A 15,094-nucleotide genomic window follows, 5' to 3' on the forward strand; every position below is an offset into this window, starting at 1 on the left:
CGCGCTGGGTTCGAGCATGACGCGGCGCCTGCACGCGATCCGCGATGTCAGCGCAGCACTCTGCGACGGACGGATCGAGGCCTATTACCAGCCGATCTTCCGGCTTGACACGCGTGAGATCGTCGGTCTGGAAGCGCTGTGCCGGATGCGCATTGACGACAGGATCATTTCCGCCGCCGCGTTCCACGAAGCCACCAGCGATGCGCGGGTTTCGACCGCGCTGACCGAACGGATGATGGGGCTTGTAGCCGTCGACATCCGGACCTGGCTCGATCTGGGTCTCGCGGTCCAGCATGTCGGGATCAACGTCTCGTCGGAGGATTTGAGCGGCGGGGCGATTGCGCGCGTGCTCGCATCAGCGTTCGAACGCCATGACGTCTCGCTCGAGCATGTCATCTTGGAGGTCACCGAGACCGTGTATATGGGCCGAGGCGACCAGGCGATCCAAGAGGCGATCCGCGCACTCCGCGACCACGGCATCCGGGTGGCGCTCGACGATTTCGGGACCGGTTTCGCGTCGCTCACGCATCTTCTGACGGTGCCCGTCGACGTGATCAAGATCGACAAGACGTTCGTCGATCATCTCGAACCCGACAGTGTCAGCGCGACGATCGTCGAAGGGCTGATCCGTGTCGCCAAGAAGATGGGCATCCGGATCGTCGCGGAGGGAATCGAGTCGGACCGGCAGATCGCGCAGCTTCGCGCGATCGGCTGCGTGCTTGGCCAGGGATTCGTATTTTCCCCCGCGGTCGACCGGGATGCGACGACCGCGCTCCTGGCGAAGCACGGGCAGCGCGAGGCGCGGCGTGTCGGCAGCGGCGCGATGGCACGGGCCTCGTGAGGATGCGGCCGACCTAGTGCCGGCGGTACCGCGAAATCCGGGCGCTGCGCTGCGCTCGCAGCCCGGCTTTACTGATAGCGGAGCGTCCTTTCGAACCCTTCATTGGTCTTGGTCATCTTGGCAATCTTGCGCAGCTGGCTGCGGACATGGCGCTGGAACCGGATATCGTCATAGATACCGGTTGCGGTATAATCGTCCTGCGCGATCAGGTCCTTGAGCCGTTTTGCAAAACCGGCCTGATCCGCGGTGCAGTCCGGTGCCTGAAGCGCCCGACAGGCCCATTCCTCGGCGGCCGCCTTGTCATAATCGTCCTGCGCCTCGTAGCCGCGCCGGTCCGCCATTGCCTGGTCGAGCTTCGCCGCGGCGAGCCGCCGCTCGAGCCAGATTTTGACTAGGGTCCCGTCCCACGCCGCGCTTTTGGTATTCGCCGGATCATTCATCGTTCGCTCCAATGCATTCCGGCATATGCGCAAATCGGGGACGTTCAAGCGCGTTTGCGGGCGCCGCTCTGCGTATCGGGGTGATACGCAGGTCGGTGCACGATCGAGCGCGCGCAGCGATGGAGCGCATTGACGGTGTCATCCGTTGACGAGGCCGATCAGACAATCGCTCCAACCGACAGGATCCCTTATGCTTCGTTCCCTTCTGATAGGCCTGGTGGCCGGACAGCGTGCGATGACGCCACTTGCTGCACTAGCCGGCGCCGCCCAGCGCGGCACACTCCCCGAGGACACCGCCGGGGCGCGTCTGATGGCGATGCCGCTGATCACCGCCGGGGGCGTGGCGATGGCCGCGGCCGAAATGGCCGGCGATAAGATGAAGACCGCGCCCGATCGTACGGTGTTCCTCGGTCTGCTCGCGCGCACGATCACGGGCGGCTTTGCCGGCGCGGCGCTCGCCCCGCCAAAGCGTCAGCTGACGGGCGCAGCGCTCGGGATCGGTGCGGCGATCCTGTCATCCTATGGTGGCCTCGCCGCCCGCAAATGGGCGATGGAACGCTGGGGGCAGACGAGCACCGGGTTCGTCGAGGACGCGATCCTGATGTCCGCGGCGACCGCGATCGTTCACGCCAGGCCGGCGCACGCCTGACGCCGGATCGCCGTCAGCGGCGGCCACCACGCCTCCGCTGACGGCACGATCTCCGACTAGATCTGGCTGTCTTCAGACTTCGCTTCGCCACAATACATCAGATATCGATCTATTGCCTCCGGCTCCGCCTTCTCGCGCACAAACAACAGTGATAAGCGCGAGATATTACGGGGGGGATCTATGATTCGAGCAATCATTCTGGCTGCGGCATTTGCGGCGACGGTTCCGGCAGGGGTTTCGGCGAAGGATGATCCGAACACGCTGACGCACGGCATGGTGCAGATGAACCTGAAGGTCGGCACCACGACGCAGGCACAGATCATCGAGGCGTTTGGCGGGCCCAACATTACCACTATCGATGGTTCCGGACAGGAAATGTGGGTCTATGACCGCCATGCCACGGTGTCTTACGACAAGACATCGGGGTTTTCGATCGGCCTGTTCGGCGGCGGTGGTGGCGGCGGCGCCGCGGGGCTGGGCGGTCTGGGGTTCAGCAACAAGAAGTCGCGGTCGAGCCAGTCGTCGCGCGCCATGACACTCGTGATCAAGTTCGACGCGAACAAGGTGGTCAGCGATTTTCAAAGCCGCAGCAGTTCGTTTTAAGGGGGAATATCAATGAAGAAGCTTATCGTAGCGCTCGCCATGGCGGGTGCGTGCCTCGACGCGTCTGTCGTCCTTGCAAAAAAGCCGGTCGTCATGTCGTCGCTCGAACTCCAGCAACTGCAGGGTCGGGACATTGAGGCGAGCAAGGATCAGGTGTTCGGCGCCGTCATGTCGGTGCTGCAGGATTCGGGCTATCGTATCCAGGCCGCCGACAAGGACACCGGGCTGATCACCGGTATCGCCTCGACCAAGGGCAAGATGTCGTACAGCCTGTGGACCGGTTTCGGTAAATCGAAGAAGACGCCGATCGTCTCGGCCTTTATCGAGCAGACCAGCCCGTCGACGACGCATGTGCGGCTGAGCTTCGTCATGGGGAAAGTCAAATCGACCGTCTATGGCTCCGGGGCGCAGGACGAAGAGCCGATCTACGACGTGTCGGTCTATCAGACGGCGTTCGAGCAGATCAACCAGACCGTGTTCATCCGCCAGACGATGAAATCCCCGGCCGCGACGGTGGCGTCGCCGGGTGCGCCGATCGCCGCGACGCCTGTCGCCACCACGGTCGCGCCCGCCGCGCCGTCCGCCCCCAAGTGACGATCGGTCAGGCGGGCGGTACGCCGCCCGCCTGATCATGGTTGTGGGTGATTGCCGCTTGGCGTTGGCGCGCGGCCCGCTGCCGCGCTGGGTAGTTCGACACTTATAGCAGGGTGCGGCCCGTTGGCGCGGCGGTGCGGGTCGGAAAGACGGGGCCGCGCACCGTCATCCGGCTGGCCGGATAGGGGCGCTGCAGTGCCACGACGTCGTCGTAGCGACCGGTGAGCCAGAGCGCGTGACTGTCCGGATGTAGGATGGTGATCATCGCCTTGGGGTGGATCGGCGCGACCAGGTCATTCGCGTCGCAGGTGACCATCGCGAAATAGCGCTGCTCGCCGATCTGGCGCCAGAATCCGGCGATCGCAAACACGTCCTGGTCGATGACGTCGAACCACATCTCGCCCTTGATGGGCTTTTTCCCGTCGCCGCGATCAACGGGGTCGGGCGTCCATTCGCAGAATTCGGTGAGCGGGATCAGGCACCGGTTTTCGGGGTTCGCCGCGAGCGCTTTCCACTGTGGGAGCGCGAGGTTGCGGACATTGGTCATCGGCCATGGCGCCTGCCCGGCGGTCACGTCCCACTGCATCACGTCGAGCCCGCGGGCCCCGTCCTGCTCGCGGATCACATAGGCGCGGCTTTTGGGATAGAGCTCGGTCGGATTGAACCGGTTATCCATCGGCCTTGGCGTCAGCCAGCCCGCGCCAAAGACCTGGGTCAGGGTTTCGGGCTCGCCCTCGAACCGCGCGCGATTACACATGGGGTGGGGATGCGATGCGATCGGCGGTCGCGCAAGCCTGCGGAAAGGAGCACCGCCCGGTCACGGCCGGCGCTCCGCCGTCTCCGTTGCCGGCTTCGGCTTCACGTAGCGGTCCAGCCAGTCCGTCATCTGCCACAGCGTCTCTTCGGTCGACTCCAGCGCGCGATAGCCGTGCGGCTCGTTCGGCAGGACGACGTAGCGCACGGTCGCACCATTGCCCTTGAGCGCAGCGTACATGCGTTCGGACTGGATCGGGAAGGTCCCGCTATTGTCGTCCGCGCCGCCGTGGATCAGCAGGATCGGCGCCTTGATCCGGTCGGCATAGGTGAACGGGCTCATTTCGGTATAGGTCGCGTCGCCTGCCAATAGGTCCGCTGTTCGGCCTGGAAACCGAACGGGGTCAGCGTGCGGTTATACGCGCCCGACCGGGCGATGCCTGCGCGGAAGAGATCGGTATGCGCGAGCAGATTGGCGGTCATGAACGCGCCATAGCTGTGCCCGCCGACCGCCATGCGGGTCCGGTCGGCGACCCCGAGCTTGACGACGGCATCGACCGCCGCCTGCGCATTCTGCTGGAGTTGCTTGACGTAGGTGTCGTTCGCCTCCGTGCCGCCTTCGCCGATGATCGGCATCGCCGGATTGTCGAGGATCGCATAGCCCTGGGTCAGCAGGAACAGGTGGCTGATGCCGCGTGGGCGCACGAAGCGATTGCCCTGGTCGACGGTCTGCCCGGCGACCTTCGCATCGGTGAATTCGGCGGGGTACGCCCAGAGCAAGGTCGGCAGCGGCCCGTCGCGCTTCGCATCATAGCCCGCGGGCAGGTAGAGCGACCCGGACAGCGCAAGCCCGTCGGCGCGGGGATAGGTGATCGTGCGCTGCGTCACGCCGGCGAACACCGGGGCAGGATCGGCGAACGCGGTGACCGGCTTGGCACTGCCGCCCCTGACGCTGCGCACGACGTAATTGGGGGCGAGCTTCGCACTTTCGCGGCGCGTGAGGATGCGCTGCCCGGTATCGTCGAGCATCGCGACGACGGTTTCGTAATAGGGCGGCTTGGCGGACCATAGCCGCGTCTGTTCGCCGCCTGTAAGCGGCAGCGTCGCAAGGAAGGGGAAGGCGCCCGCCTTGGTCGCACCGTCGCCGGTGACGTAGACGGCCTTATGGTCCGGGGTGAAGCGCATCACCGGTTTGCCCGCGGCGTTCGATTCGACGACCGGCCGACCCGGGTCGCCATATTGGTCCTGATAATTGCGGGTCAGCAGCGTGCGCGCCTGGCCCGGTCGCGCCGGTGCGACCGCGAGCCGGTGTTCGGTCCGCGACCGCCATTCGCGATCGACGACCATCGCGAAGCCGTCATCGCCCCAGAAGGTCGTCGCATAGCGCGCCGGGGTCATCGCCAGATCGACCGGCGCTGCTTCGAACGGTGCTGCCTGCATCTTGACCACGTCGTGGAAGGCGACCTTCGCACGCGGATTGCCGCCGTCGAGCGCTTCCGCCCAGACGAGCGTGGCGGGGGCGTCGGATCGCCACATCGCCTCGCGCGGTCCCTTGACGGCGGCGTCGAAGTCGACCGGAAGATCGTCGGCGAGCGGGCGATCGACCAGCGTCCGTACCCGCTGGCCATCGATCGTCGCGACGGCGATCTCGGTCGGGAAATAGCGCGCGGGCAGCAGATAGGAATAGGGGCGCTTGAGCCGTTCGGTCAGCAGATACCGGCCGTCGGGCGAGACGCTGAACTCGGTGATGAGCCCGGGTGCCCCGATCGGCCGGGCGGCACCCGACAGCGCGATCCGGACGAGCTGGCCCGTGAAATAATGATCGAACAGGGCCTCGTCCTGCGCATCGCCGAGCAGATCCTCATAGGTTCGCGCCGCCGACGATCGGCCTGCACTTTCCTGGACGACGGGGCCCGTCGGCGTGTCGCCGGCGACCGGCGCGGGGCCGCGGTTCGCGGGGACGGTGTAGGCGATCAGCGCCGTGCTGTCGGGCATCCAGGCGAACGGCGTGCCGAACGTGCCGTTCAGGCCGCTGGCCACCATGCGCGCGCTGCCGTCACGCTCGGCGATCCACAGCGAGAGACCGTCGGGCTGCTGTGCGTAGAAGGCGAGGCGGGTGCCGTCGGGCGACCAGTCGGGTGCGGCAAAGCGTAGTCCGGCCGCAGCGCGACATTAATGGTCTTGCCGCTCGCCAGATCCTTGAACTGCAGCGCGTTCAGCCACTGCACGCGGACCTCGGCCTGGCCGTTGGTCGCGGGATCGATGCGATAGCCACCGAGCCGCAGGATCGGTTTGGACAGATTGGCGATCGACGGAAGATTCTCGCGACCGAGGATCGCGAGCGTCCGGTGGTCGGGGCTGACAGAGACGCCTGGGGTCGGGGGTGTCTCCAGCGCCCGTGCGATCGCATCGGGCGCGCGGTGATAGGGCGTGCCCGGCGTCTGCGCGCTGGCGCCGGAGACGACCGCGCTGGTCGTGACGAGGAGGAGAGCGATCAAACAGGCACTGGCGCGCATTCATAACTCCTTGTTCTGATATGTCAGGGGTGTGGCATGTCGGGCGTGCCGGCACCAGCGGGCCCGGCCTGCGTGGCAGCTGGCACCTTAGAATTCGCGGATGATGCGCAGGCCGACGCGCGGTCGGAATGGACCCGACACGGCCCGTTCGGCGCCCGCACCGATCTGCGCCGAGACCTTCCGCCCGATCGCGCGGTGCAGCTGTGGCATCAGGAGCCAATGGCCGCTCGCCCCCGTCTGCCGGTTTACCTCGAACCCGAGCACGGTGCCGTTATCGACATCCCAGAATGTCGAGTGATTGACGATCAGCCCGGTGCCCTTCGTGCTCCTGAGCGTCACGTCGCCCGCGCCGATCATCGTCATCGTGCTCAACCGTTCGCCGAAGCGGTTGCCGAGCAGATAGACCAGGCTGCTCGACCAGCCCCCGTCGCTGCGATTGTGAAGCCCGAGATACTGGACGCCGTGGATGCTGCGTCCGCCGCGAAACGTGCCGAACGTCCCCTGCAGCCCCATTTTGAGATCGGTCGGCCGGCCATTGGTGAACGGCAGCTCAAGCTCGACCGCAAAGCCGTCGGCGACCGCATATTCGACCTCGGGAGCCCATTCGACATGGCGCGACGGTCCGCTGAGATTGACCTGGGCGAGCGTGTTGGTCTCGAGCTCGCCGCGCCGTGCGCCGAGTGGCCGGACCATGTCAAAGATCATCGGTTCGGGGATGGCGGGGATCGCCGCGGACGTCGCCCCCGCGATCGCGGTCGCGCCCGGCACCGGCTGGGCGTCTGCCGATCGCGTTTGCGCGGCCGCACCGGTGCTGGCGGCTAGGAGGGCGGGGGCGCAGAACGCTGCGAGGGAGAACGGGGCGCAGGGCCGCGCGCGGATGATCATGGTGACGGGTTCCGATGGCTGGAGCATGAGGACATGCGCTCATCGCCGCGCCGACTTACGCCGACCTTACGCGGGCCCGCAGGTCGACTTCATGAAGCGCGAACAGCACCATCCGATGGCCAGCGGGATCAGGAAATAGACCATCCGATAGGCTAGCAAGGCGGCGAACAGCGTCGCGCGGTCGATCTCGGGAAGGCTTGCCAGCATCACCGCTTCGAACACGCCCACGCCGCCCGGCGCGTGGGTGATGAGTCCCGTCGTGATCGCCACCAAATAGCCGAGCAACAGGCCGGGAAGCAGGGCAAGCGACGCGCCGGGCAGCAGGACGATCAAGACCAGCGCCGCGAGGACGAGATCGATGCTCGCCAGCATCATCTGGATCAGCGCCTGCCGCGTGCGAGGCACGGGGATCGAGCGGCCGAATGCGACGATCATCCGACCGCCGCGCCGGTGGAGCAGGATCAGCACTACGCCCAGCAGGGCAAGGCTCGCCGTGCCGATCGCGGCGTGGACCGGGTAGGACATCGCAATGCCGGCAATCGCCAGCTTGTCGGGACTGGCGACAAGCCCGATCCCCAGCAGTAGGAGCACCCCGGACCAGAAGGTCAGGCCGGTCAGCACCATGACATGACCGACTTCGCCGATCGTCAGCCCTGCGGGCCGGTAGATCCGCAACCGTGCGGTTCCGCCGGTCAGCAGCGCGAACCCGAAATTGTGACTGAAAACATAGCTGGTGAACGAGGCGAGCGCCGCCCGGGGATAGGCGACGCGTCGCCCGATGACCCGCAGCGCGATCACGTCATAGCCGGTCAGCACGCCGTAGCTGGTTGCGGTGATCCCGGCCGCGAGCAGCAGCCGGACCCAGCCGATCCGCGTCAGCGCGTCGCGGATGTCGGTCCAGTCGACCCCGTCGAGCAGGCTTGCGAGCGCCGACAGGGCGATCGCGACGACGGCGAGCATCGCGGCAGCAGCGGCTGCCGTTCGCACCGACGACGATGACAGGAGACGTCGCCAGCCTGACGGCGTCCGGGCGCTGCACTGTTCTGTCATGACGCTCAGCCCGCGGCCAACCGGTTCCGCCAGAGTGCCGGCGCGGCACCCGGATCGGCGGTTGCCGACACCGTGTCCGTGCCCAATAGCGCACGATAGGCGTCGAGGACCATCGCCGACGCCGTGTCCCAGTCATAGGCCGCGCTTGCCGCACGTGCGGCCCGGCCCATCGACGCGCGCAGATCCGAGAACAGCGCAAGACGGCGAACCGCGGCAACCGCCGCATCGAGATCGTTCGCGGCGAAGAACATGCCCGTTTCCTTGCGCAGCAGGTTGCGTCCGCTGGGGATGTCGACGCACACGCTCGGCAATCCCGATGCCATCGCTTCCAACGTCACGTTGCCAAAGGCTTCGGTAATGCTCGGATTGACGAAAATATCCGCGCTGGCGACTGCGCGGGCCAGTCTGTCGCCCGACAGGCTGCCGAGGAGGATCGCGTCCGGCAGGCGCCGCGTTAGCCAGTCCCGTTCGGGCCCGTCGCCGACGATCACGGCCCGGATCGTGGCGGATGATCCGCACAGATCTCCGCTACCCTTGCGAACCGCGTCGACGATGTCGGCGAACAGCGCCGGTCCCTTCTCGCGGACCAGCCGGCCGAAGAAGAGCAGGACGATGTCGGTGTCGGCGATGCCCATGTGCCGGCGCCAGGCCAGGTCGCGGTGGCGCGGAGAGAAGGCGTCGCGATCGACCCCGCGACCCCAGAGACGTGTCCGCTCGCCAAGCCCCTTGGCGGAAAACTCGGCGGCGATGGGAGGGGTGGGCACGAGGATCGCGTCGCTGCCGGTGTAGAACCGGTCGAGATGCCGTTCCATCGTTGGCCGGATCAATCCCGCACCATAGAATTGCGCATAGGTCTCGAACCGCGTGTGCAGGCTGACGACGACCAGGACGCCCATCGTCCGCGCCAGCCGCTGCGCGGCAACGCCGGTCCAGTCGGGGGCGGACAGGTGGACGATGTCGGGGCGGAAACATTCGACATCGCGCCGGACCGCCGCCGGCAATCCGAGCCCCAGCCGATACTCGCCGCGACCCGGAATGCGAACCGACGGGACCGACACCAATGTGCCCTTGGGGTCAAAGGCGGGGCGGGGCGATGTCGGTGAATAGACCCGGACGTCGACGCCGTCGCGCTCAATATACCCAACAAGGCGGTTGAGCGCCTGGTTGGCGCCGTCGCGCAGATAGTTGTAGTTGCCCGAGAACAGGGCGACCCGGCGCGGCTGGTAGGGCGCCGCACGGACGCGGGACACCGCGGCGCGGGTCGCTGCAAGCCGTTCGAACGGGCCAAGGATATCGGACATGGAGACACTCTGATTTTTGCTGACGGCGCATCGCGCGACATCGATCGGGATCGAGGATCGGTCGGCCTATCCCGTCCGGCTTACGCCAGCCTTACAGGCGGCCATCGGCGCGGGCGGTGCGCTCCGGGCAGCCCGACCGGGGAGCGTCGATGCGGATCCTGATCGTCGAGGACCATGCCGATCTGGTCACGATGCTGATCCGGCTGCTCGGCGAGGCGGGCTATGCCGCGGACGCGACCGCGACGGCCGCCGATGCACGGCTGATCCTGTCCTATACGCGCTATGCCGCGGTCATCCTCGATCTCGGGCTGCCGGACGGCGATGGCCTGTCGGTCGTGCGCGAATTGCGTGACCGCGACGATCCCACGCCGGTCATCGCGCTGACCGCGCGGGCGAGCGTCGCACACCGCGTGACCGGGCTTGAGGCGGGGGCCGACGACTATCTCGCCAAGCCGTTCGCGCCCGAGGAACTGCTCGCGCGCATCCAGGCGCTGCTCCGGCGCAGCGGCACGATTGTCGACCGGACGATCGATTGCGGCAATGTCCGGTTCGATCCGGCAACGCGCGAGGTCACCGTTGCCGGCCGGCCGACCGTTTTGTCCGCGCGCGAACTGGAGGTGCTCGCCGGGCTGATCCGCCGCACGAGCCGGGTGGTGACCAAGCAGCATCTCGAACAATTGCTGTTCGGGCTCGCCGACGATCTCGGGTCGAATGCGGTCGAGGTCTATGTCCACCGGCTGCGGCGTCGCCTGGCGGAGTCGCAGGCGACCGCGGATATCGTTACGGTCCGAGGAGTCGGCTACATGATGCTGGAGCGGGACGCGTGACGCGGCCGCCACGGTCGCTGATGGCGCAGATCCTGCGCTGGCACGCGATCGCGGTGCTGATCACCGCCGTCGCGGTGGCCGGCGGGGTCTATCTGTTTCTCGACACGACGGCGGCGCGGATCCAGCATCAGACGGTCCACGTCCATGCCCAGGCCCTGCGCCAGGCGCTGTCGCAGGACGCGACCGGAAGGTTGCACCTGACCCAGGACGGGACCAGCGCCGCGGTGTTCGCGCCGGGGGCGGGCTTTGCATTCCGCATCGTCGATCCGCGTGGTGCGGTCCTGTTCCGGTCGGACTCGCCGATCCTGGTGCCGCTCGCTGCCATCCCGCTGAGCGACGAGGAGCGTTTCTTCCGCCGGCAGTCGCGGCACGCCTTCTATGCCGGCGCCAGCAGCCCGGTGCGCGTCGGGAGCGCGCGTGTCTGGATCGTCGTCCTGCAGAACCTGACCCACCCGGACTATATTCTCGACGACCTGCTGGCGCAGTTCCTGCTCTACGGTCTGGCGATCGTGACGCCGGTCCTGCTGGTTCTGCTGGCGATCGACGTGCTGATCATCCGGCGTGCGGTCGCGCCGGTACGGCGAGCCTCCGCATCGCTGCGGACGGACGATGCGCTGCCGCTCGATTTGCGGCTGCATGACGACCGGCTTCCGGCCGAGGTGCGTCCGCTCGCGCGTGCGGTCAATGCGCTGCTGGAGCGTCTGACGTCGAGCTACCGCATGCAGCGCGACTTCATCGCCGATGCGGCGCACGAACTGCGCACGCCGATCGCGGTGGCCAGGCTTCGTGTTGAGGAGGTCGAGGATGCGACGTTGCGAGCGACGCTGCGCAGCGATCTCGACACGCTCGGCCGCATCGTCGAGCAGGTGCTGGAGATCGCCGAGCTCGAAACCGTCGCGCTGGATACCGCGGCATCGGTCGATCTCGTCGCGATAGCGACCGACGGCGTGGCCTCGATCGCGCCGCTGGCGATCCGTCAGGGCAAGTCGATCGCGCTGTCGACGGAGGCGGACAGCGTGATGGTCGCGGGCCATGCGGCCTGGATCGCCAAGGCGCTGGGCTGCCTGATCGAGAATGCGGTCAAGCATAGCGGTCCTGGCTGTCGGATCGACGTGACGATCGGGACAGACGGCACGCTGGCGGTCTGCGACGACGGCCCCGGCATCCCCGAGGCGGATCAGCCGTCGATCTTTCGCCGTTTCTGGAAACGCGATCGTGCCGCATCCGCCAGCAGCGGGCTGGGGCTGGCGATCGTCGCGCAGGTCGCGGAGGCGCACGCGACGCGGGTGGTGCTCGCGTCGCGGCCGGGGCGGACCCGGTTCGCGATTACCTTCCGCACCGCATTGATGCGCCGCTGATCGCGACCCCATCTTCGCCACTGACGCGCTCTTATCGGGCATTGCACCATGGTCCACATAGCGGGCACGCGGTCGCAGAGGAATTTGGTATGACGAGTATTGCGGACGACCGTGGCCCCTTGGAGCCGGATGCGTCGATGCCAGGCCCGCCGGGCGGACACCATCTCGGTCGGGGGCTGACGTTCGTGATGGCCGCGGCGGCCGGCGTTGCCGTCGCCAATATCTATTACAACCAGCCCATGCTGGGGATCATCGAGCGCGACCTGCCCGGGGCCGCGACCAGCCTGGTGCCGACCGCGACGCAGCTTGGCTATGCCGCGGGGCTGTTCCTGCTGGTGCCGCTCGGCGACCTGGTCGAACGCCGGCGCCTGATCGTCGTGCAGTTCTTGGGGCTGGCCGCGGCCCTGATCCTCGCGGCGATCGCCCCGAGCGCGGCGATGCTGATCGCCGCGTCGCTGCTCGTCGGGATATTGTCGACCGTCGCGCAACAGGTCGTGCCGTTCGCCGCGCATCTCGCAAGCCCGGAACGACGCGGTGCAACGGTCGGGACGGTCATGGCGGGGCTGTTGTGCGGCATCCTGCTCAGCCGGACGCTGGCGGGTTTCGTCGCGACGCATGCCGGGTGGCGAGCGATGTTCTGGCTGGGCGTGCCGATGGCGCTTGGCGCGGGGTGGTGATGGCGTTGCGGCTGCCGCGCAGCGTCCCGACCGCGGATCTCGGTTATGCAGGGCTGCTGCGGTCGCTCGGCGGTCTCTGGCGGGAGTTCGGCGCGCTGCGCAAGGCCGCCATCACGCAGGCGCTGCTGTTCGGCGCGTTCAGCGTGTTCTGGACGATCCTCGCGATCCATCTGCAGAGTCCGCGCTTCGGTCTGGGGGCGGATATCGCGGGTCTGTTCGGGGTGGTCGGCGCGGTCGGCGTGCTCGCCGCGCCGGTCGCCGGGCGTATCGCCGACCGCCGCGGTCCCAGGCTGGTGATCCTGCTCGGGGCCGTGCTGACGCTGGCAAGCTGGGCGGTCTTTGCGCTGTGGAGTTCGATTGCCGGGCTGGTGGTCGGCGTGATCCTGCTCGATTTCGGTGTGCAGAGCGCGCTCGTCTCCAACCAGCATGTGGTTTACGCGCTGCGGCCCGAGGCCCGCGCCCGGCTCAACACGATCTTCATGGGGGCGATGTTCCTCGGCGGCGCGGCGGGATCCGCCGGCGCGACCTGGGCATGGCACATGGACGGCTGGGTCGCGGTCACGGGCCTGGGCGCGGCCTTGTCCGCGGCGGCGGTGCTGCTTCAGGTCGTCGCGGCCGGACGCCGGCGCTGATCCGTCGACGCGCCGCCGATTTCAGCCACTTGCGCCGATCGCCCCTGCGGGCAACAACCATGCCGGGTCCTGGGAGTTCGCCAATGCATCGTCGCACCTTCATCGCATCGCTGCCGGCGACGGCGCTGCTTCCGACACTCGCATCTGCGCAGCGCGGTACAGCCAGCACCGACCCCGCCCCCGGCCCGGGTCAGGGGGCAGCACCCGCGACGGATACCAATCCTACATTCTGGGCGCCCGGCGAGGAGCGCTTCCTGCGCCCCGACGTCCATGCCGGCGACCGGCCGATCGGCGCGAGCTTCGCGTCGCGCACCGCGGTCTACGGCCTCAACGGCGCGGCGGGGACCGCGCATCCGCTCGCGACGCAGGCGGGAATCGACATCCTGCGGTCGGGTGGGTCGGCGGTCGATGCGGCGATCGCGATCAACGCGTGTCTCGGCTTCCTCGAGCCGACGTCGAGCGGGATCGGTGGGGATGCCTATGCGATGATCTGGGATCCCAAGGCCAAGGCGGTGGTCGGCCTCGCGGGGTCGGGCGCATCGCCGCGCGGCCTGAGCCTGGAAACGGTGCGATCGCGCGCCAGGAACGGCGCACTGCCGCCGCTCGGCGCACTTAGCGTGTCGGTGCCGGGGACGGTCGATGCGTGGTGGACGATGCACCAGCGCTACGGGAAGCTGCCCTGGGCGGACCTGTTCCAGCCCGCGATCGCGCTCGCCGAAGCGGGCGCGCCGGTGCCCGACATCATTGCCTATTACATCCGCCGCAGCCTCACCGCGTTTCGCCGTCCGGGGAACGGGCTGGAGGAGTCCGTCAATGCGCTGCGTACCTATGGGCTGGCGGACGGCAAGGGGCCGGCGGCGGGGGGCGTGTTCCGCAACCCCGACCTCGCACGCACCTATCGCGCGATCGCCAGCGGTGGACGCGATGCGTTCTATGAGGGCGACATCGCGCAGACGATCGAGCGCTACTTCAAGCGGATCGGCGGGTGGCTGTCGGCGGCGGACCTCGCCGCGCACCATTCGGAATGGATCGCGCCCAGCACGACCGACTATCGCGGCACGACCGTCCACGCGCTCGGCGCGAACACGCAGGGGCTGGCGACGCTACAGATGCTCAACATCCTCGAGCGGTTCGACCTGAAGGGTGCAGGCTTCCAGTCCGCGCTGTCGATCCACTTGCAGGCCGAGGCCAAGCGCCTCGCCTATGAGGATCGCGCGCGCTATTATGCCGATCCGCACTTCGCCAAGGTGCCGGTCGAGTGGCTGATCTCCAAGGACTATGCCGCACAGCGCGCCAAATTGATCCGCCCCGACCGGTTGCTGACCCCGGTCTATCCGGGGCAGGCGCCGAGCCACGGCGACACCACCTATTTCAGCTGCGCGGACAAGGACGGCATGATGGTGTCGATGATCCAGTCCAATTTCCGCGGGATGGGATCGGGCCTCGTCGCCGATGGCCTTGGCTTCATGTTTCAGGATCGCGGGCAGCTGTTCAGTCTCAAGGACGGTCATCCGAACATCTATGCGCCGGGCAAGCGGCCGTTCCAGACGATCATCCCGGGCTTCGCGACGCGCAAGGGCGCGCCGTGGATGAGCTTCGGGGTGATGGGCGGCGACATGCAGCCGCAGGGGCAGACGCAGATCATCGTCAACCGCGTCGACTATGGGCTCGAAATCCAGTCGGCAGGGGATTCGCCGCGCTGGCATCACGAGGGATCGTCGCAATCGATGGGCGAGGATACGCCCGGGCTCGGGCCCACGGGGCTGCTCCGGCTCGAGACCGGCGTGCCGATCGCGACGCGGAAGCGGCTGGTCGACATGGGGTGGACGATCGGCGATCCCGATGGCGGCTTCGGGCGCTATGAATGTGTCGAACACCGGATGGACGGGAACACCCGCGTCTATGCCGCGGCGAGCGAGATGCGCGCCGATGGCTGCGCGCTGGCCTATTGAGTGAGCCGGGGCGGGG

The 15,094-nt window shown here is 67.6% G+C and carries 17 protein-coding genes; 9 read left to right on the top strand and 8 right to left on the bottom strand.

Translation table 11 applies throughout. The features are described from left to right. Positions 1–16: 16 nt before the first annotated feature. On the top strand, positions 17–841 hold the full coding sequence (locus NI18_RS27315; protein WP_306286494.1) for an EAL domain-containing protein: 825 nt from the start codon (positions 17–19) through the stop codon (positions 839–841). Positions 842–909: 68 nt separating this feature from the next. Here the strand turns inward: NI18_RS27315 and NI18_RS17450 are convergent, their stop codons facing one another. After that, the gene (locus tag NI18_RS17450) at positions 910–1,281 is read right to left on the bottom strand and encodes a hypothetical protein (RefSeq protein ID WP_052149303.1); all 372 of its coding nucleotides are present in this window, start codon (positions 1,279–1,281) and stop codon (positions 910–912) included. 190 nt (positions 1,282–1,471) lie between these two features. On the opposite strand from NI18_RS17450, the gene NI18_RS17455 reads away from it, so the two are divergent. The 3 genes from NI18_RS17455 to NI18_RS17465 all read left to right on the top strand — a co-directional run bounded on the left by NI18_RS17455 (position 1,472) and on the right by NI18_RS17465 (position 3,127). Further along, complete coding sequence (locus NI18_RS17455; RefSeq protein ID WP_031440233.1) at positions 1,472–1,930, top strand: membrane protein; 459 nt, start codon at positions 1,472–1,474, stop codon at positions 1,928–1,930. Positions 1,931–2,110: 180 nt separating this feature from the next. Further along, a complete protein-coding gene (locus tag NI18_RS17460) occupies positions 2,111–2,533 on the top strand; it encodes a hypothetical protein (RefSeq protein WP_037531788.1) in 423 nt (140 codons plus the stop codon). 12 nt (positions 2,534–2,545) lie between these two features. Beyond that, a complete protein-coding gene (locus NI18_RS17465; RefSeq protein ID WP_159511613.1) occupies positions 2,546–3,127 on the top strand; it encodes a hypothetical protein in 582 nt (193 codons plus the stop codon). A gap of 103 nt (positions 3,128–3,230) precedes the next feature. Here the strand turns inward: NI18_RS17465 and NI18_RS17470 are convergent, their stop codons facing one another. From NI18_RS17470 to NI18_RS17490, 7 genes are all read right to left on the bottom strand, one after another. Beyond that, positions 3,231–3,884, bottom strand: coding sequence for an SOS response-associated peptidase family protein (locus NI18_RS17470; protein ID WP_037531789.1), 654 nt, complete (start codon positions 3,882–3,884; stop codon positions 3,231–3,233). Positions 3,885–3,944: 60 nt separating this feature from the next. Beyond that, positions 3,945–4,250, bottom strand: coding sequence for a prolyl oligopeptidase family serine peptidase (locus tag NI18_RS27320; RefSeq protein ID WP_306286495.1), 306 nt, complete (start codon positions 4,248–4,250; stop codon positions 3,945–3,947). Further along, on the bottom strand, positions 4,220–5,923 hold the full coding sequence (locus tag NI18_RS17475) for a prolyl oligopeptidase family serine peptidase (protein ID WP_306286496.1): 1,704 nt from the start codon (positions 5,921–5,923) through the stop codon (positions 4,220–4,222). Before NI18_RS17475 ends, NI18_RS27320 begins: the two co-directional genes overlap by 31 nt. Further along, positions 5,905–6,396 (bottom strand): hypothetical protein, encoded by a 492-nt coding sequence (locus NI18_RS27325; protein ID WP_306286497.1) that lies wholly within the window; start codon positions 6,394–6,396, stop codon positions 5,905–5,907. The genes NI18_RS17475 and NI18_RS27325 overlap by 19 nt, the downstream gene beginning before the upstream one ends. An 87-nt stretch (positions 6,397–6,483) precedes the next feature. Then, positions 6,484–7,308: a hypothetical protein gene (locus NI18_RS17480; RefSeq protein ID WP_235188331.1), complete on the bottom strand. Its 825-nt coding sequence runs from the start codon at positions 7,306–7,308 to the stop codon at positions 6,484–6,486. A 39-nt stretch (positions 7,309–7,347) separates the two neighbouring features. After that, positions 7,348–8,241, bottom strand: coding sequence for a lysylphosphatidylglycerol synthase domain-containing protein (locus NI18_RS17485; protein WP_052149304.1), 894 nt, complete (start codon positions 8,239–8,241; stop codon positions 7,348–7,350). Positions 8,242–8,336: 95 nt separating this feature from the next. Beyond that, positions 8,337–9,632, bottom strand: coding sequence for a glycosyltransferase family 1 protein (locus NI18_RS17490; RefSeq protein ID WP_084215269.1), 1,296 nt, complete (start codon positions 9,630–9,632; stop codon positions 8,337–8,339). Between the two features lie 149 nt (positions 9,633–9,781). Here NI18_RS17490 and NI18_RS17495 point away from each other — a divergent pair, with 149 nt between their 5' ends. The 5 genes from NI18_RS17495 to NI18_RS17510 all read left to right on the top strand — a co-directional run bounded on the left by NI18_RS17495 (position 9,782) and on the right by NI18_RS17510 (position 15,078). Continuing rightward, entirely contained in the window at positions 9,782–10,459 is a 678-nt protein-coding gene (locus NI18_RS17495) for a response regulator transcription factor (protein ID WP_031440241.1), read from the top strand. After that, positions 10,456–11,817, top strand: coding sequence for an ATP-binding protein (locus tag NI18_RS17500; RefSeq protein WP_052149305.1), 1,362 nt, complete (start codon positions 10,456–10,458; stop codon positions 11,815–11,817). Before NI18_RS17495 ends, NI18_RS17500 begins: the two co-directional genes overlap by 4 nt. Before the next feature lie 89 nt (positions 11,818–11,906). Continuing rightward, positions 11,907–12,494 (top strand): MFS transporter, encoded by a 588-nt coding sequence (locus NI18_RS28115; protein WP_347574880.1) that lies wholly within the window; start codon positions 11,907–11,909, stop codon positions 12,492–12,494. Continuing rightward, positions 12,440–13,126, top strand: a complete 687-nt coding sequence (locus NI18_RS28120; RefSeq protein ID WP_347574881.1) for an MFS transporter — start codon at positions 12,440–12,442, stop codon at positions 13,124–13,126. The genes NI18_RS28115 and NI18_RS28120 overlap by 55 nt, the downstream gene beginning before the upstream one ends. A gap of 83 nt (positions 13,127–13,209) precedes the next feature. Then, entirely contained in the window at positions 13,210–15,078 is a 1,869-nt protein-coding gene (locus NI18_RS17510; protein ID WP_031440244.1) for a gamma-glutamyltransferase family protein, read from the top strand. Positions 15,079–15,094 lie beyond the last annotated feature (16 nt).

Source organism: Sphingomonas sp. Ant20, from assembly GCF_000783375.1.
GTDB lineage: Bacteria > Pseudomonadota > Alphaproteobacteria > Sphingomonadales > Sphingomonadaceae > Sphingomonas > Sphingomonas aerolata.